Origin of the sequence: Paraburkholderia sp. J10-1 (genome assembly GCF_905220165.1) — a bacterium.
In the GTDB taxonomy this organism is placed as follows: Bacteria; Pseudomonadota; Gammaproteobacteria; order Burkholderiales; family Burkholderiaceae; genus Paraburkholderia.
Genome location: NZ_CAJMYW010000005.1, coordinates 434954 through 451720 on the forward strand (window position 1 = coordinate 434954; position 16767 = coordinate 451720).

14 protein-coding genes are annotated in these 16767 nt (G+C 66.6%); 3 read left to right on the forward strand and 11 right to left on the reverse strand.

The window, feature by feature from the left end:
* Positions 1–90: 90 nt before the first annotated feature.
* The 5 genes from U5A65_RS19350 to U5A65_RS19370 form a co-directional block, all read right to left on the reverse strand.
* Entirely contained in the window at positions 91–513 is a 423-nt protein-coding gene (locus U5A65_RS19350; RefSeq protein ID WP_321908658.1) for a hypothetical protein, read from the reverse strand.
* 238 nt (positions 514–751) lie between these two features.
* Positions 752–1426, reverse strand: coding sequence for a 2-hydroxychromene-2-carboxylate isomerase (locus tag U5A65_RS19355; protein ID WP_321946994.1), 675 nt, complete (start codon positions 1424–1426; stop codon positions 752–754).
* Positions 1427–1458: 32 nt separating this feature from the next.
* A complete protein-coding gene (locus U5A65_RS19360; RefSeq protein ID WP_321946995.1) occupies positions 1459–3042 on the reverse strand; it encodes an efflux transporter outer membrane subunit in 1584 nt (527 codons plus the stop codon).
* Positions 3039–6194 carry an efflux RND transporter permease subunit gene (locus tag U5A65_RS19365; RefSeq protein WP_321946996.1) on the reverse strand — a complete coding sequence of 1052 codons (3156 nt, stop codon included), beginning with the start codon at positions 6192–6194 and terminating at the stop codon, positions 3039–3041. The genes U5A65_RS19360 and U5A65_RS19365 overlap by 4 nt, the downstream gene beginning before the upstream one ends.
* Entirely contained in the window at positions 6191–7327 is a 1137-nt protein-coding gene (locus U5A65_RS19370; protein WP_321946997.1) for an efflux RND transporter periplasmic adaptor subunit, read from the reverse strand. The genes U5A65_RS19365 and U5A65_RS19370 overlap by 4 nt, the downstream gene beginning before the upstream one ends.
* A gap of 264 nt (positions 7328–7591) precedes the next feature.
* On the opposite strand from U5A65_RS19370, the gene U5A65_RS19375 reads away from it, so the two are divergent.
* Positions 7592–8209, forward strand: coding sequence for a TetR/AcrR family transcriptional regulator (locus U5A65_RS19375; protein WP_321946998.1), 618 nt, complete (start codon positions 7592–7594; stop codon positions 8207–8209).
* A 34-nt stretch (positions 8210–8243) separates the two neighbouring features.
* On the opposite strand, the gene U5A65_RS19380 is transcribed toward U5A65_RS19375, so the two are convergent.
* The 6 genes from U5A65_RS19380 to U5A65_RS19405 form a co-directional block, all read right to left on the reverse strand.
* A complete protein-coding gene (locus U5A65_RS19380) occupies positions 8244–8474 on the reverse strand; it encodes a DUF2795 domain-containing protein (RefSeq protein WP_321908647.1) in 231 nt (76 codons plus the stop codon).
* Between the two features lie 219 nt (positions 8475–8693).
* Positions 8694–8966, reverse strand: coding sequence for a hypothetical protein (locus U5A65_RS19385; RefSeq protein WP_321946999.1), 273 nt, complete (start codon positions 8964–8966; stop codon positions 8694–8696).
* A gap of 247 nt (positions 8967–9213) precedes the next feature.
* On the reverse strand, positions 9214–10572 hold the full coding sequence (locus U5A65_RS19390) for a C45 family peptidase (protein ID WP_321908644.1): 1359 nt from the start codon (positions 10570–10572) through the stop codon (positions 9214–9216).
* A 164-nt stretch (positions 10573–10736) separates the two neighbouring features.
* Positions 10737–12482 (reverse strand): ClcB-like voltage-gated chloride channel protein, encoded by a 1746-nt coding sequence (locus tag U5A65_RS19395; protein ID WP_321908642.1) that lies wholly within the window; start codon positions 12480–12482, stop codon positions 10737–10739.
* A 148-nt stretch (positions 12483–12630) separates the two neighbouring features.
* A complete protein-coding gene (locus U5A65_RS19400) occupies positions 12631–13365 on the reverse strand; it encodes a glutathione S-transferase (RefSeq protein ID WP_321947000.1) in 735 nt (244 codons plus the stop codon).
* Positions 13366–13611: 246 nt separating this feature from the next.
* A complete protein-coding gene (locus tag U5A65_RS19405) occupies positions 13612–14685 on the reverse strand; it encodes a YeiH family protein (protein WP_321934829.1) in 1074 nt (357 codons plus the stop codon).
* A gap of 145 nt (positions 14686–14830) precedes the next feature.
* Here U5A65_RS19405 and U5A65_RS19410 point away from each other — a divergent pair, with 145 nt between their 5' ends.
* Both U5A65_RS19410 and U5A65_RS19415 read left to right on the forward strand, forming a co-directional pair.
* Positions 14831–15751: a LysR family transcriptional regulator gene (locus tag U5A65_RS19410; protein WP_321947001.1), complete on the forward strand. Its 921-nt coding sequence runs from the start codon at positions 14831–14833 to the stop codon at positions 15749–15751.
* A 166-nt stretch (positions 15752–15917) separates the two neighbouring features.
* Positions 15918–16724: a TIM barrel protein gene (locus tag U5A65_RS19415; RefSeq protein WP_321947002.1), complete on the forward strand. Its 807-nt coding sequence runs from the start codon at positions 15918–15920 to the stop codon at positions 16722–16724.
* Positions 16725–16767: the final 43 nt, after the last annotated feature.

The window sequence follows — 16767 nt, forward strand, 5'->3', positions numbered from 1 at the left end:
GAAGCCCCTGTTCATAACCCTGGGATATCGAAGCTAACTGCCTGACGCCAAAGGCATTGTGCGCAGGCGAGCCGCATGAGGCATCGAGCGTCAAAATACATTGTCGTAACGCAGTCCGAAGGTTTGGCTGTGCGAACCGCGCGAATACGTGAGGGCCCAGTGTGCGAGCCACGCACCCGTGAGGGCGCCGAGCGTATCGGCAAACAGGTCCTTAAAGGAGAAGCCGTTGGTCCGGCAGGTCCCGTCGAGCGTTTCCTTCAGGAGTCCCGGGACCGTGCCGATCAGCGTGCCATACACGACCGGGTGGTCCGTGTCGCGCGTGAGCCAGCCTCCGAGCGCGCCGAACGGCGCGGACACCGCGAAGTGCTCGAGTTTGTCGGTGCCGGTCCAGCTATCGTCGGTCTGGAAGCGGAAGCCGCCGCGCGAGCCTTCGCAGTCGAGGCCAGCATGGGCAGCGGCGCTGGAGATAATTAATACTGCGAAGCAAATGCTACGCTTCACTTGATGTCCCATGGTCGTGATCTCCCCGGTTGTCGTGCGTCGCTTCTTTCTCACTGCTCATGCCGATCGAAAGAAGAAACGACTCCCTCTCCGATGAGGGTGTCTCTACATATGTAGGAATGCGAATAGTTATGTGGAGATAAAGTCAGGAAAACCTGACTCACGTTACGGCGCAGTGTAACAGTTCTATCCCGAAAATAAGGGTCAGAAAATCCTGACAGAGCAACGACGGAGGACGCAGGGAAGAGGGCTACACGCTGTCCTGATTCTGCGTCGCACAGAGCGCCGCTTCGATAGCGTCTTCCAGCCGGTCGTTACCCCAGAACATGTCCTTGCCGACGAAAAACGTCGGCGCGCCGAAGATGCCCAGGTCGCGCGCCGCCTGGGTCCGCTCACGCAGCCGCTGCCGGTTCGCATCGCTGCCGGCTTCCTCGATGAGCGGCTGCGCCGGGAGCCCCAACGCGGTGAGCATGTGTGCGACCGCTTCGGGCGAATCGACCTCACGGTCGTCGCCGTAGTTGCGCGTCATGACGGCGCGGCACCAGCCGGGCAGCCACGGTTCGTCGGCGGCGAGCACGGCGACGCGCGTGGCGAGCACGGTGCGGCGGGGAAACTCGGTGGGCTGTTGCCACGGCAGCGCGTATTTGCGGCACTGCCGACGCATGTCCTGCCACACATACGCGCCTTTTTCCTTCTGCACGACGAAGGGCGGGCCTTCCCAGCCGAGCGCGTCGAGAATGGGGCCGAGCAGGAAGGGACGCCAGCGCACCGCTACGCCCGCCCGCCCGGCGAGCGCTTCGATGCGCATCACGCTCAAATAGCTGTAGTTGCTGGCCAGGTCGAACCAGAAGTCGAGCGAAGGGCTGGGCACGATGTCGTCTCCGTGATGCGGTTGCGCCGTCGCAAACGGCGCGCTGCCGATCATGGTATCGCGAGACGCACGGAAAAACGCGGGTGTTACTTGTCCTGCGCGGCAGCGCCAACGTTCGCAGCCGGCGCTGTCGCCGCTGTGCTCGCGGCGTGCTCGCTGCCGAGCGTCGCCGGATTCACCGGCGGATTGCCCATTGCCTGGAAGAGCGCGGCCGTATCAGAAAGCCGCGTGCCGCGATAGCGGATTTCGTCGAGCCGCGCGTTACGCCATTGCTGCTCGCTTTGGCGCACCGCGTACCACGGCACGGCACCCAGCTTGTAGCGCGCGTTGGTGTCCTCATAAACGCCCTGGGCCGTGCGCGCCGACGTGCTCGCCGCGTCGAGGGCCTGGGCGTCGTGCTCGAGCGCGGCGAGACGGTCGGCGACATCCTGGAACGCCGTCAGTACCGTTTGCTTGTACGTGTCGTTGGCCGCCTCGTACGACTGCAACGCCGCGCGCCGTTGTGCGAGGAGCGCACCGCCATGAAAGATCGGCTGCGAAAGCGAAGCGCCGATTGCCCATAGCGCGCCCGCGCCAGACGTGACGACGGGCCAACTGAAGCCGCCCTGGCCGAGCGCCGCCGAAAGGGTGATGCTCGGGTACATCTGCGCGGTCGCGGCGCCGACACCGGCTGCGGCAGCCTTGAGCGTGGCTTCGGCGGCTTCGATGTCAGGACGGGTTCTCAGGAGTTCTGAAGGGATGACCACGGGCACCCGCGCAGGCAAGGTCAGGCTGGAGAGATCGAGGTCTGGCGGCGCCTGGTCGGGTGTGCGGCCGATCAGCACGGCCAACGCATGGCGCTGCGCGACCCATTGCTGGCGCAGCCCCGGCAGACTCGCCGCGAGCGACGCCGCGCTTTGCTGCGTGCTTAATAGATCGGTGTGCGAAGCGGAGCCGAGCGCGTAACGCTTTTGCACGTCGTCGGCCTGCGCGTTGGCGAGCGCAATCAGTTGTTCGGTCGTGTCGATCTGCTCATGGAGCGTCGCCGCGCCGAGCGCGCTCGCCACGATGTTCGCGGCAAGCGCGCGCTGCGCGGCCTCGAACTGGAACGCCTGCACATTCACGCGCGAGGCGAGCGCCGCGTTGTTCAGGCGGGTCGCGCCGAACACGTCGAAGGTATAGCGAACGTCGATCAGGCCCGCGAAAATCCCGTACTGCAACTGGTCGATGCCGAACTGCGGGATCGCGGGCTGCTGCTGGCGTTGCGCGATGCCGATCGCGTCGACGGTCGGCAGGAGCGAGCTGCCGATCTGGCCGCGCAACTGCTCGCGGGCCGCTTGCAGGTTGTGGTCAGCGGCGGCGAGATTCGGGCTGTGGGCAAGACCCTCGTTCACGAGCGCGTCGAGCGCGTCGGAGCCATAGAGCGTCCACCATTGCGGCACCGGTTGCGCGCCCGTGACGAACTGCTGGGCGACGCCCTGGGCGGCGACAGTCTGCGCCCGTTGCGTCTCGGTGCCGTAGTGCTCGGGCTGAGGCATGGCCGGCGGCTCGCCGGTCGGCCCCATCGCGCAGCCTGCGAGCGCGAGCGCGACGCATGCGGCGAGCGATCGCAGCGCAAGCACGGAACCTGTTGCGTGCGAGCGCGCCGAGTTGCGCGCGCCCGACGCCGAAGTCAAAGAAGCCTTCTTCATGATGCCTGTTCCGGCGCGTTGCCGGTCTCGTCAGTCTCGCTGCTGCGCACGCGGAACGCGGCCGCGTAAGCCGCGGGCAGGAAGAACAGCGTAAGCACGGTCGCAATCGTGATGCCGCCCATCAGCGCCGTGGCCATCGGCCCGAAGAAGTTCGAGCGCAACAGCGGAATGAGCGCGAGCACGGCGGCCGCGGCGGTCAGCATGATCGGCCGGAAGCGGCGCACCGTTGCGCCCACCACGGCGTCGAAGCGTTTGTGTCCGGCGCGAATGTCCGTCTCGATCTGATCGACGAGAATCACCGAGTTGCGCATGATGATCCCGAACATGGCGATCACGCCGAGCATGGCCACGAAGCCGAACGGCTGCCGGAACACGAGCAGGGCGATCACCACGCCGATCAGACCGAGCGGTGCGGTCAGCACGACCATCAGCACGCGCGAGAGGCTTTGCAGCTGGATCATCAGCAGCGTGAGCACGGCAATGGCGAGCACCGGCAACTGCGCGAAGATCGACGCCTGGCCCTTCGCGCTTTCCTCGACGGAGCCGCCCACCTCGATGTGGTAGCCGGGTGGCAGCGCCGTTTTGACCGACTCCAGCTGCCGGTCGAGCGCATGTGTGACGTCGATGCCTTGCGCGCCCGCGCGCACATCCGACTGCACGGTGATGGTGGGCTGCCGGTCGCGCGACCAGATCACGCCGTACTCCAGATCGTTGGCGAGATGCCCGAGCGCGCCGAGCGGCACCGGGCCGTTGGGCGTGGGCATGGCAAGCGTGAGGAGGCGCGCGGGGTCGACGCGTTCGGCTGCGGGCGAGCGCAGATCGACGCTGATGAGCTTGTCGCGCTCGCGATACTGCGTCACGGTGTAGCCCGAGTAGGTCATCTGCAGGAAGTTGGCGATGTCCTGCGACGAGACATTGAGCGCGCGCGCCTTTTGCTGGTCGATCTGGAAGTGCAGCGAGCGGCCCGCTGGCTCGTCCCAGTCGAAGTTGACGTTGTCGGTGCGCGGATCGGCGCGCAGCGTGGCCGCCACTTTGTTGGCGATGTCGCGCACGGTCGGGATATCGTCGCCGCTCACGCGGAACTGCACGGGGTAGCCAACAGGCGGCCCGTTTTCGAGGCGCGAGAGTCGGGTGCGGATGGCCGGGAACTGGTCGCGCAGCATCGGCTCGAGCCAGCTTGCGAGCTTCTCGCGGTCTTCGACCGACTTCGTCGTGATCACGAACTGGGCGAAATTAGGCTGCTGCAATTGCTGGTCGAGCGGCAGATAGAAACGCGGCGCGCCCGTGCCGACGAAGTCGATGAAATGGTCGATCTCGGGGCGGCCCTTGAGCGCCGCTTCGAGGCGCTTCGTCTGGCGCAGCGTTGCGTCGATCGAGGCGCTTTCAGGCAGGCGCACATCCACGAGCAACTCGGGCCGGTCGGAACTCGGAAAGAACTGTTGCGGCACGAGCTTGAAGCACGCAAGCGCGGCCACGAAAAGCGCGATGGTCAGGATGAGCACGATGGCATGGCGCTCGATGCACCAGCCGATCCAGCCGCGCAGCCGCCGATAGAAACGCGTGTCGTAGATCTCGTGCTCGTGGTCATCGCCATGGGCGGCATTCGGCGCGTTCGGGTCGGGCTTGCGCTCCGGCAACAGCCGGTAGCCCAGCAGCGGAATCAGCACCACGGCCGCGAACCATGAGGCGATCAGCGCGATGGCGGAGACCTGGAAGATCGAGCGCGTGTACTCGCCGGTGCTCGACCTCGCGAGCACGATGGGCAAGAAGCCCGCAACGGTGACGAGCGTGCCGGTGAGCATCGGGAACGCCGTGCTGGTGTAAGCGAACGCGGCGGCGCGCGTGCGGTTCCAGCCCTGCGCGAGTTTCACGGCCATCATCTCGACGGAAATGATGGCGTCGTCTACGAGCAGGCCGAGCGCGAGCACGAGCGTGCCGAGCGAGACTTTGTGCAGGCCGATGCCGAAGAGGTACATCGCGAGCGAGGTGACGGCGAGCACGATCGGAATGGTGATCACGACCACCATGCCCGTGCGCACGCCGAGCGAGACGAGGCTCACGAGCAGCACGATGCCCACGGCTTCGGCCACGGCTTCGACGAAGTCGTCCACCGAGCGCGAGACGGCATCGGGCATGCTCGAGACTTCGACGAGCTTCAGGCCCGCGGGAAGTTGCGCGCGCAACTGCTCGACGCGCGCATCGAGCGCCTTGCCGAGGCGAATGACGTCGCCGCCTGGCTGCATCGTGAGGCCGATGCCGAGCACGGCCTGGTTCTGAAAGCGCATCTGCGTGGCGAGCGGTTCGTCGTAGCCGCGCCGGATCGTCGCGATGTCGCCCAGGCGAAAGGTGCGGTCGTTCACGCGAATCAGCGTATCGGCGATCGCGCCCAGATCCTCGTACTGGCCGCTCGGGCGCACGAACACACGGTCGTCGGCGGTCGTGAGCGTGCCCGCGGCCGAAACGCTGTTCTGCGCGCCGATCACCTGTCCGAGCTGCGTGGGCGAGATGCCGAGCCGCGTCAATTGCGTGTTCGGAATCTCGATGTAGATGCGCTGCTGGGGATCGCCGAAATAGTCGACCTTGCCCACATCGGGCACGCGCAGCAGTTGCTCGCGCAATTTGTCTGCGTAGTCGTGCAGTTGCGCGGGCGAGAAGCCATCGCCTTCCAGCGCGTAGATGTTGGTGTAGACGTCGCCGAACTCGTCGTTGAAGAACGGCCCTTGCACACCCTGCGGCAGCGTGTAGGCGATGTCGCCCACTTTCTTGCGCACCTGGTACCAGGTCTCGCGCACTTCGCTCACGGGCGCGGAGTCCTTCATCGTGAAGAACACGAGCGATTCGCCTGGGCGCGAGTAGCTGCGCAGGAAGTCGATATAGGGCGTTTCCTGCAGCTTGCGGCCGATGCGCGTCGTCACCTGGTCCTCGACCTGGCGCGCGGTGGCGCCTGGCCAGAAGGTCTGGATCACCATCACGCGGAACGTGAAGGGCGGATCTTCCGACTGCGCAAGCCGCGTATAGGCGAACGCGCCGAAGATCGTTGCCAGTGCAACGAGAAAAGTCACGAGCGCCCGATGCCGAAGCGCCCACGCTGAAAGGTTGAAGCGGCCCTCTTCGTGATCGGCGCCTGGACCCGAGCCTGTCACCTGGCTCATGACGCGAAGTCCTCGGGATGCAGCGGCGCGACCGGGCGCACCTGTTCGCCTGCGTGGACCGTGTGTACGCCTTGCAGCACGATGCGCTCGCCGTCGTGCAGCCCGCCCGTCACGGTGATGGTGCGCGCGTCGTAGCGCGCGACGCTCACGCGCCGCAGCTGCAGCACGTTGTCGGGCGCGTGGACGACCCAGATCGCAGGCGCTTCGCCGTCGTGAAAGAGTGCCGTGGCCGGCACCGTGAACACCGCGCTCGCGCTGGCCTCGCTCGGGGCCGCGAACGCCACGTTGGCGGTCATGCCCAGACGCACGTCGGCGTCGGCGTGTTCGAGCGTGAGCTTCGCGCGCCACGTGCGGCTTTGCGGGTCCGCCGCGGCGGCGAGTTCGCGCAGGCGGGCCGTGTAGTGGCGGCCGGGCAGGGCGCCGAGCGTGACCTGCGCGGTGTCGCCGGTATGCAGCGCGGCCACGGCGCGCTCGGGCAGGTCGCACACCACGTCGATGTCGCCCGTCCACGCGAGCTGGTAGACGGCCTGGCCGGCCTGCACGTTCTGGCCGGTATCGGCGTTTTCGGCGGTGATGACGCCGGCGTGGTCCGCGACGATCTGCGTGTAGCGCAACTGGTTCTTTGCCAGTGCGAGCTGCTGCTGCGCCTGGTCGCGCTGGGCCGCGGCCGATGCGTAGGCGTCCTGCGTCTGTTCGAGCTGCGCGCGGGCGATGAGGTTGGCCGCCGATTGGGCCGTGTCGCGATCGAGCTGTTGCTTCGCGAAGACGAGGCGATGCTGCGCAGCGTCGAACTGTGCCTGCGCGCTTGCCGCGTTTTTCTCGAAGTCAGCGGGATCGAGTTGCGCAAGCGTCTGGCCGGGTTTGACGCTGTCGCCAAGCCGCACGCTACGCTCGATGATCTTGCCGTTCACGCGAAACGAGAGCGGCGTGGCGTTGCGCGCCTCGATCTCGCCGGGGTAGACGGGGCTCACGCCGCCGCCGTCGGGGTGCACGACCATTGAGACGGCCGGGCGCGGCTGCGGCGCCGCCTCGTTTTGCTTGCCACACGCAGCCAGCGCGGCAACGCCGAGCACGAAAAGCACGCGTGCGCCATGCCGCCACAGCGCACTGAATTTACCGGTACCACTGCGCATCCTGCTCGATGCGCCACGACCGCGACGATTCACTTGGACCTCGCTTGGACCACGACATGCCTTGTACGCACGCAAACCCCAAAACCACCTGGCCGGTTGCGCCGCCGTTGAGTCGCGGGCGCGGCGCGGCTCGCGCCCCGACCCGGACTTGGGATGATGAGTCGGATTCTAATACAACCTTGTATCCGAGTGCGAAACTGAATCCGAGGAATGTTTCAGTGCTAGACTCGCGTCAATCCACGACACATCACGATGCCCCCAGCCATGAAGCGCATTCGACTCACCCGCGAGCAGAGCCGCGATCAGACGCGCGAGCGCTTGCTCGACGCCGCGCAGGCCACGTTCATGAAAAAAGGGTTCGTAGGCGCGAGCGTCGAGGACATTGCGCACGCGGCGGGATACACGCGCGGCGCGTTTTACTCGAACTTTTCGGGCAAGTCGGACCTGCTTGTGGAATTGCTGCGGCGCGATCACGAAGCCATGCAGACCGACTTGCGCGCCATCTTCGAGACCGAGCTCTCGCGTGAGCAGATGGAGGCGCGCGCGCTCGCCTATTACAGCCGCATGCCCCAGGACAACAAGGTTTTCCTGCTGTGGGTGGAAGCCAAGTTGCTGGCCGCGCGCGACGCACGCTTTCGCACGCGCTTTAACGCTTTCATGAAGGAGAAGCGCGAGAGTCTGGCCGTCTATATCGAGGAATTTGCGGCGCGCGTGGGTACGCCGGTGCCGCTCGATCCCGAGCTGCTCGCGGTTGGCCTGATCGGGCTGTGCGACGGGGTGCAGTTTCTCGCCACGGCCGATCCGCAGCATGTCACGCCGCCGGTCGTCGAAACCGTGTTGGGGACCTTTTTCGCGCGAGTCGTCTTCGGCCGAAGCGCGTGAGCCCGGCGCGCACGAAGCCCGCGACGCGCGCGATTCAGGCGCCGAGGCCAGGGCCGTAGTTGCTGCCGATCAGCCGCGTAACGGACGCGACGTCCTGATAATCCTGCTCGGGCATGCCGTCGAGGATGGCCAGCACCTCGTTGCTCGCGCCGGCCTCGCGCGCGGCGTTCACGAGTTCGTCCTTGTTGGCGGGCCAGCGCACTTCGCGCAGTACGTCGGCGAATTGCAGATCGATGGGTTCGTCGGGAATGCGAGAGGCAGGCATGCGTGGCGTCCTTTGCGCGGGGGGCCGGCGTTGGCGGTCCGCGTCGTCGTCTCGTTCGTTATGCGGAATTTGTTCAGATGATGTCCGCGTCTGGTTTGCGTTGCAGCGGGCAACGCTAGCGCGGCGCCTCAAGCATACACAATCGGCCTCGCACGCCTTCGCAGCGTGCGCAGGCGCTGCTCACTCGCCGCATGTTCGCAACCGGGGGGCCGGTCGGGCTCAGGTCTGCTCGTGCAGGTCCGGGCTAAGTGTTTTGTCGAGGCGGTGCGATTTGGGCAGCGTGAGGTATTCCCAGTGTTGCGGGCCGTTCACGATCACTGGCACGTTGGGAGCGGGCGGCGCCACGGGGGCGTCGTAGGCGTGGGACTGTCCACTTGCGAGCGGGATGTGCGCGCTGGCCTGGGCGACCGGTGATTCCTGCGCAGTGCGTACCGGAGCGGCGAAGCAAGACGCCGACAACAGCACGGTGGTCATCAGTGTCGAGGTTTTCATCGCTCGACCTCCTTTCTCATGCGGCCCATCGGTCGCAGCAAGCGCCGTACCGCGTCCGCCATGTGTGGTGGCGGGGCAGGCGGCCGCGCCAGCCGGGGCGGCCAGGCGCGCCGCTACGCGAAGGGCACAACGAGTCGATCAACGGCTCATGTGCGCGAGGCGCATACGGAAATACCATAATGGCAGGAAATGCACCGGCGCGTCTCGAACGCGTGTGCTTTTTTGTGGGCGATGGCGTTACGCGGGATTAAAGCGAGGGCCGGCGCAGCGCCTCGAAGCGCGTCCAGGGCCATGAGGGACGGTCGCGCATATAGCCGTTGAGCCAGTTCCACTGCGGGTGGCGCTGCATGAACGCCTGGGCGTCGAACGGGCGGCCGCACGGGTGACCCCAACGCGCCCAGAACGACAGATCGCGCGCCATTTCGCCGTCGACCACCTTGCCGTCGTTCGCGCCCCATGGGTTGAACGGCCCGTGGTCCGCGCCGCCGAAGCGCGCATCGTCGAGTTCGAGGTGCCCGCAGATCGTGCGAGAGCAGGGGTTGTCGCTGCGCTCGAGATAGACGTCGTGATGGTCGGCGATCATCGCCTTGGCGAGTTCGGCGTCGATCGCGCCGTGGTGCTCCTGGGCGAGCTGCATGAAGCGCAGGCGGCGCGCGCCGTTGTGGCGCACGTCGGTGTAGTCGTCGGCCTCGCCGGTGCATTCCTGGTTGCGGATCCTGAGGTCGGTGGCCGCGTTGAAGCCGCTGTAGAAGCCGTCTTTCGTGCTCTCGAAACCCGCGTGCTGCAGGCCCAGTTCGTAGCGCGCGATTTCGCCGGTCTTGGTGTCGCCGAGGAGCCAGCTGTTCACATAGCCTGCGTTGTTCGCCTGCGCGAACATCTCGCACCATTGCGCAATGCTCGACGCATACTGCGTCGCCCGGCGCGAGCGATAGAACTCGGGGGCGCCGTTCGCGCGATAGCCGACGAAGTTCGAGATGGTCGTCTCCGTCACCATGAGGCCCGCGCCGTTGATCCAGAAGTCGGTGAGGCTCGAGATGCAGCCGGGCAAGCCCTGCATGAGGATGCGGTGCCCCGAGTCGGGCACGATGTCGAACACGATATTGAAGGCGTCGCCGGCCGCGTAGCGGTCCCACGAGTTGTGCGCCATGACGATACGGCCGTCGCGCGTCGCGCTGCCCGTGGCAATGAAGGCGCTGCAGTGGTGGCCGCGCCGCCCGCGCCACGGGCGCACCGCCGGTTGCCCCTGGGGCGCTTGCTGCGCCGCCGCATGAACCGGCCACCAGCTCTGCAGCAGGTCCATGTAGCCATTCCAGGCGAGCACTTCGGCGAACTTGAGGCCCGCGCCGTCGGCGATGCCCTGGATTTCGTCGGCGAACTCGGTGTCGAGGCGCGGCGTGAACTGCGCAATCGCGGCGTTGATGAAGGTGTCGAAGTCCTCGCCCGTGTCCCATTTCGCGAGGTAGCGCGCGGTGTGGATCGCGTTGCGGATTTCGTTGGCGAGCAATTTGCCGTGCTGCTCGCCCCGGTCGTATGGCTCGCCCTGCAAGTGCACGAATATCCAGCCCGCGTGGTCGCGGCGTACGGCTTCGAGTGAGGGTTCGCTCATCTTCGCTCCGGTGATCCCCGCGTCGATTCTCGCGGCCTTGCGCACGCGCGTCGGTGCGCGGGCGCACAGCACGGGCCGCGTAGCGCCTGCTTTCTGAAACTGCCCTCTGAATTCTAGAAAATCCGCCGCGCTTTGCCACACGCGACACGCCTCACGCGCAAGACTTAGCGCTCGGCGTTCATGCGCTGATAGGCGTCGAGAAGCGAGGTCTTGTACACCACGCCCGCGAGCGTCGGCTCACGCGTGCTTTCGACCACGGGCAGGCGCTCGCCCTGGAACGACATGAAGTGCTGCAGGCCAACGGCGAGCGGCATGTCGGGCGTGAGCACGTCGAACGTCGGCTTCAGGTAGTCGCGGGCGTGCTTGTTCGAGGTGTCGCGGTTTTGCAGCAGATCCGAAGTGATATCGGCCAGCGCGACTGCGCCGAGAAAGCGCCCCGTCTCGTCCGTCACGTAGAGGTACTTCACCGGATATTCGAGGAACACGCGCGTCATTTCCTGCACCGTCGCGCTCTCCAGCACGACGGTCTGCGCGGGGCGCACCAGCTCGCGCATCTGCGTCATGCGCAGGCGCATGCGCTCGGCTTCCTCGCGGTTGCGATGCAGCGTGATTTCGTACATCGATGCCTTGCCGATCGCGCGCGCGACGAAGTACGCGACCACGCACGAAAGCATGAGCGGCAGCACCACCTGGTAGCTCAGCGTCATTTCGAAGATCATCAGGATCGCCATGAGCGGCGCCTGGGTCGCGCCCGCGAGGAACGCGCCCATGCCGACCATCGCGTAGGCGTACGAGGCGGACGTGCCGTCGGGCCAGAGCGCGTGCATGCCCTGGCCGAACAGGCAGCCGAGCACGGCGCCCATGAACAGCGTTGGCGTGAACACGCCGCCCACCGCGCCGGAGCCGACCGTCGCAGCCGTCGCGATGAGCTTGAAAACGAGCACCGTGGCGAGCGCGGTCCAGGTCCACGGCGAATGCAGGATGGAGTTCACGACGCTATAGCCGTTGCCCCACACCTCGGGCGTCCAGACGGAAAGGATACCGACCACGAGGCCGCCGAGCGCGAGCCTCACGGGCAGCGGCGCGTTGAGCCGGCCGAAGCCCTTTTTCGCGGTATCCATCATCATGAGGAACTGCGGCGCGAGCGCGCCGCACAAGAGGCCGAGCGCCACGAACAGCAGCACCTCGACGCCCGTTACCGCCGGAAACACCGGCATTTCATACGGCGGCTTGTAGCCCGCGAACTCACGCATCGTGATGTTGGCGACCACCGAGGAGACGACGATCGGCCCAAAGCTCTCCATGACGATGGAGCCGAGCACGATCTCGGTCACGAAGAACGCGCCCGCGATAGGCGCGTTGTACGCCGAGGTGATACCGGCCGCCGCGCCGCACGCGACGAGCAGGCGCAGGCGCGACGGATCGAAGTGCACCCAGCGGCCGATCAGCGAGGCGGCGAGGGCGGCGAGTTGCACCATCGGGCCCTCGCGGCCGATCGAGCCGCCGCTCGCGATCGTAAAGAGCGACGAGAGACTGCGCCAGATGCTCGTGCCGATGGGCATGACGCCGTCGCCGATCGCCACCGCCTCGATGTAGTCGGCGTGGATCGCCTTGCTGCCGTTGCTCGGTGCCTTGCGCCGCGCGAGCAGCAGCAGGCAGCCCGCGATAAAGCCGCCGACGGTTGGCATCCAGATGCGCCGGTGCCACGGCAGATGGCGCGCCATCTCGACGAGGCTGCCTTCGCTGCCCGTGAAAAACAATTGCACGTGCGCGATGCCTTCGCGAAAGATCACGGTCGCAAACGCGCCCGCAACGCCCACGATGACCGACCAGATCAGCATCGTGTGGGCGTCGGACAGGCGAAAGAGATCGCGGGCGCGAGTGCGCAGTTTCAGCAGGAATGACAGCACGGCGAGCGGGTCGGGTTACGGGTGAAAGAAAGCCGCGCGTGCGCAGAGCGCGACGTGCGGCAGGAAGCATAACGGGTGCGCGGCGGCAACTGTGCGCCGCGTGCGCGAAACAGGGCGGCTGCGGTCACGTCCCTCGGCGCGCGCGCAATCAGCGCACGGCCCGGTCGAGTTCGGGGTAGTGCCGGAAGATGCCCGTTTCGTTGAACGGCAACCGCCGCTCCGAGGCAAGATAGGCGGCGATATTCGGTCGCTTCGCGACGGCGTCGTGCAGCGCGACGACATGCGGATAGTGATCCGCGAAATGCTTCGTCGCTTTTGGAAACGCGTAGCGCAGGCCCTCGACGATCTGAAACATCGAAAGATCGACATAGGTGAGCGCGGTGCCCACCATGTGGCGCGGGCCGTCCGGATTCTGCGCGAGCACGCGCTCGAAATAGCGCATGAATTTCGGAATGCGATGCGCGATGAAATCCGCCGAGCGCGCCTTCGCGGCGTCCTTCTGGTCCTCGTAGTAAAGCGCGCTCGCGATGGGGTGATGCGTGTCGTGCGCCTCGGTCACGAGGTCCGCGATCGTGAGCTGCAGGCCGTTCGCGACGATGCGCAGGCCTTCGTCGCGCGGCGCGAGCTTGAGCTTCGGGCCGAGAAAGAAAAGGATGTTGGCGGTTTGCGACACGATGAGGTCGCCGTCCTTGAGGAAGGGCGGCGCGAATGGCGGATACGGCTGCGCGCTTTCCAGCTCGCTCATCATCGCGCCGATGCCGAGGCCTTCTTTCTTCTCGCCGCGCGCGACATCCACGTAGGGCGCTTGCGCTTCTTCCAGCGCGAGCCGCACGAATTCGCCCCGGCCCTGCAAGCCGTCCCAGTAATAGAGCTCGTATGCCATCGGTCGTCCCCTTGCGTTCGTTGCCGTGCTCGCCTCGGCGCGCGCGGCGGCTGCCCACGCAACGGGCAGCAACGCACAGTATCGCTCGCAACCGTCGCGCCTGGTTCGCGCGTGGCGCGCACTCGCGAGATGGCGCAAAACGGCCGCGCGCTGAAACGCAAAAAGCCCCGCTGCAAGCGGGGCCGGTGGCCGGGCGCGCCGGCACACAGGGGAACGGGGCGGGGCGCGCGGCCCCTGGGCGCCGGATCATCCGAACAGGCGCTCCACGCCCCAGGTGATCGCAAGACCGCCGCCAACCAGCCACAGGTAGATGATGAAGCCGGCTGTCAACGCCCGCGGGCCGGCCTGGCGGATTTGCGAGACACGTGTCTCGATGCCGAGCGCCGTCATCGCCATGGTCAGCGCGAAGGTGTCGAGCGTGTTGACCGCATGGGTGGCCGTTTCGGGCAGTACGTGAAGCGAATTCACGATCACGAGCGCGAGGAAGCCGAGCGCGAACCAGGGCACCGCGAGCTTGCGTGCGCCGCCGTGGCTGGCATGGCCGTCGGCCAGCGCCTTGCTGCGCGCCGCACGGTTGAGCCACACGCCGAGCACGAGCAGCACGGGTACGAGCAGCATCACGCGCGTCATCTTGACGATGGTGGCGATATGCGTGGCCTCCGGGCTCACGTTGCTCGCCGCGCCCACCACCTGGGCGACTTCGTGAATCGTGCCGCCGAAGAAAAGCCCGGCGCCGAGCGTGTCCAGATGCAGCCAGCCTGCCTTGTAGATCACCGGGTAGAGGAACATCGAGAGCGTGCCGAACAGCACGACGCTGCCCACCGCCATGGCGCTCTTGTGCGGCTTCGACTGCAGCGTGGATTCGAACGCGAGCACGGCGGCCGCGCCGCAGATCGCGCTGCCGGCCGCCGTGAGAATGGCGGTGTCGCGGTCGAGCTTGAGCAGCTTCATGCCGACCCAGGTGCCGATCACCAGCGTGCTCACGACGATCACGACCGACTCGACGAGCCCCGGCACACCGACCTGGGCGATCTCCTGCAGGCTCACGCGCAGCCCGAAGAACGCAACGGCAATGCGCAGCAGTTTGCGCGCGGAGAAGTTCACGCCGGCGGCCCAGCTTTCGGGCATGCCGTCGCGCAGCGCATTGCCGTAGATTGCGCCCGCGACGATGCCGACGATCAGCGGGCTCATGCCGAGCCCGGCGATGGCGGGCAGCGAAGCGATGCTGGTGACGGCCGCCGCGAACAGCGCGACGAACAGCACGCCGTTGAGCTGCCCGCGGGTGGACGGCAACGCGTGCGCAAGACTGGGAGTAGACATGACGGCCTCTCTACCGGATGCACCGGTCGAAAAATGGGGTAGCGAACAGGTCGCTATCGAATGGCCTAATCCTAAGTTAGATATATCGATATGAAAAATCGTGATTTGTGAAGTAATATATAGGACAACACGATGGTTTTCCACGATGACCCCGGAACAACTGATAACTTTCGCGGCAGTCGCCGAGCATCTCAACATCAGCCGAGCTGCGCTGGCGCTGCATTTGTCGCAGCCGGCCGTTTCGGGCCAGCTGCGGCTGCTGCAGGAGGAGATTGGCGAGCCGCTTTATCAGCGCGACGGCCGAGGCGTACGCCTCACGCCTACGGGCGAGCAACTCGCGGGCTACGCGGCCCGCTTGCGCGACACCTGGCGCGACGCACTGACCTACCGCGACGCGTTGCGCGGGCTCGAGCGCGGCACGCTGCGCATCGGCGCGACCACCACGCCCGCGAGCTACCGGCTGCCGTATCTGGTGGCGCAATTTCATGGGCGCTATCCGCAGGTCAAGCTCGAAACGTCGAGCGGGAATACGACAGACGTCGTGGGCATGCTCGGGGCAGTCGACATCGCGCTGATCGAAGGGCCGGTGGGCGAGCAGTTGCCGCCGGATACGGCCGTGCATCCGTGGCTGGAGGACGAAATCGTCGCCATCGTGCCGCGCGCTCACGCGCTGGCGTCGCAGTCCGACACGCAAGGGGAGTCGGCCGCGCCGATGCCGGCCATTACGGTGGAAACGCTCGCGCAGTGGCCGCTCGTTTTGCGCGAGGATGGCTCGGGCGTGCGCCAGGTGGTCGAACGGGCGTTCGCGCGCGCGGGCGTGCCCATGCGCGTGGCGCTCGAGATCGCGGGCGTGGAGGGCGTGAAGGAAGCGGTGCGGGCGGGCATGGGCATCGGCTTCGTTTCGGCCATGTCGATGCGCCACGAGAACGGCGCGCTGCGGCTGATCAGCCTCGGCCCCGAACCGCTTGCGCGGCGCTTCTCGATTCTGGTGCCGCACGCGGGCGCGGCTTCGCGCGTCGCACAGCGCTTTCTGGAACTGTGTCTCGCGGACGTTCCCGGCGCGTAATTCACCAGACGCACCCGACCCAGGGCAATCCAGAATGGCGGCCTGAGCGGCTAGCGCGCACTATCCGCCCTAATCAACCGGCGCGCAGGCGCTTTTTTTCGGGCTGGATTTGGAACCGGTTCCAAGAAAAGCGAAATGCGCGGTGGCAGGCAACAGGAAGAAGGCAATGGCGGAAGTAGCAATCGTGGCGAGCGCGTTCGGCGCGCAGGCAATCAGGCGTGACGGGCATGCGGCGTGGAGCCGGCTGGCGCGGCGCGCAGGCGCTCAGGCGTTCGAGGTGCGGCGCGAACTGATGCACGATGCCGACGTGCAGCCCGATGCGCTGCGCGCGCTCGGAACTGCACTTGCGAACGAAGGTTTGTGGCGCGTCTGGTCCACGCCGGACGCACTCTATGGCGACGATGGCGCGCTCGACGAGGCCGCGCTTTCCTCCGCGCTCGCAGCGGGCCGTGCGCTTGGCGCACGCTTCGTGAAGCTGCAGCTCGGCGGTTTCGCGGGCGAGGCTTGCGCGGCGCGCCTCGCGAGTCTGCTCGAAGAATTGGGGGCGTGCACTGGCGCAACTGACGACCGGGCGCAAGCGGGCCACGGTCCTCGCGTCGTCGTCGAGAACGGTCAGCTCGAGCAGGGCGGCAAGCTCGACCAGTTCATCGGCCTTTTCAATGCGTTGCGCGACGGCGGTGCACCGGGCGTGATCGGCATGACCTTCGACATCGGCAACTGGCAATGGCCGGGCGAGCCGCCTCTGCTTGCCGCCGCCGCGCTCGCGCCGTACGTCGAATACATCCATTGCAAGGCCGTCGTGGGCGAGGGCGCACGCCGCTTCGCCGCGGCGCCGGGCGACGACGACGCGGTGTGCCGCGCCGCGCTCGCATTGCTGCCGACACACGTGCCACGCGGCATCGAGTTTCCGTTCGACCCGGCTCGCGTGGAAGACGACGCCGCGCATTACGTCGAATGGCTCGCAGCCGCTTGAGCACACGCAGCCGGGCCGCAGACACCCCATACGATTCATCAGG

What these genes read in the sequence shown, in the direction of transcription:
- U5A65_RS19405 (WP_321934829.1), bottom strand. Translation starts at nt 14,685, where the DNA reads ATGTCTACTCCCAGTCTTGCGCACGCGTTGCCGTCCACCCGCGGGCAG.
- U5A65_RS19380 (WP_321908647.1), bottom strand. Translation starts at nt 8,474, where the DNA reads ATGCCTGCCTCTCGCATTCCCGACGAACCCATCGATCTGCAATTCGCC.
- U5A65_RS19360 (WP_321946995.1), bottom strand. Translation starts at nt 3,042, where the DNA reads ATGAAGAAGGCTTCTTTGACTTCGGCGTCGGGCGCGCGCAACTCGGCG.
- U5A65_RS19415 (WP_321947002.1), top strand. Translation starts at nt 15,918, where the DNA reads ATGGCGGAAGTAGCAATCGTGGCGAGCGCGTTCGGCGCGCAGGCAATC.
- U5A65_RS19390 (WP_321908644.1), bottom strand. Translation starts at nt 10,572, where the DNA reads ATGAGCGAACCCTCACTCGAAGCCGTACGCCGCGACCACGCGGGCTGG.
- U5A65_RS19355 (WP_321946994.1), bottom strand. Translation starts at nt 1,426, where the DNA reads ATGATCGGCAGCGCGCCGTTTGCGACGGCGCAACCGCATCACGGAGAC.
- U5A65_RS19400 (WP_321947000.1), bottom strand. Translation starts at nt 13,365, where the DNA reads ATGGCATACGAGCTCTATTACTGGGACGGCTTGCAGGGCCGGGGCGAA.
- U5A65_RS19375 (WP_321946998.1), top strand. Translation starts at nt 7,592, where the DNA reads ATGAAGCGCATTCGACTCACCCGCGAGCAGAGCCGCGATCAGACGCGC.
- U5A65_RS19370 (WP_321946997.1), bottom strand. Translation starts at nt 7,327, where the DNA reads ATGCGCAGTGGTACCGGTAAATTCAGTGCGCTGTGGCGGCATGGCGCA.
- U5A65_RS19385 (WP_321946999.1), bottom strand. Translation starts at nt 8,966, where the DNA reads ATGAAAACCTCGACACTGATGACCACCGTGCTGTTGTCGGCGTCTTGC.
- U5A65_RS19410 (WP_321947001.1), top strand. Translation starts at nt 14,831, where the DNA reads ATGACCCCGGAACAACTGATAACTTTCGCGGCAGTCGCCGAGCATCTC.
- U5A65_RS19350 (WP_321908658.1), bottom strand. Translation starts at nt 513, where the DNA reads ATGGGACATCAAGTGAAGCGTAGCATTTGCTTCGCAGTATTAATTATC.
- U5A65_RS19365 (WP_321946996.1), bottom strand. Translation starts at nt 6,194, where the DNA reads ATGAGCCAGGTGACAGGCTCGGGTCCAGGCGCCGATCACGAAGAGGGC.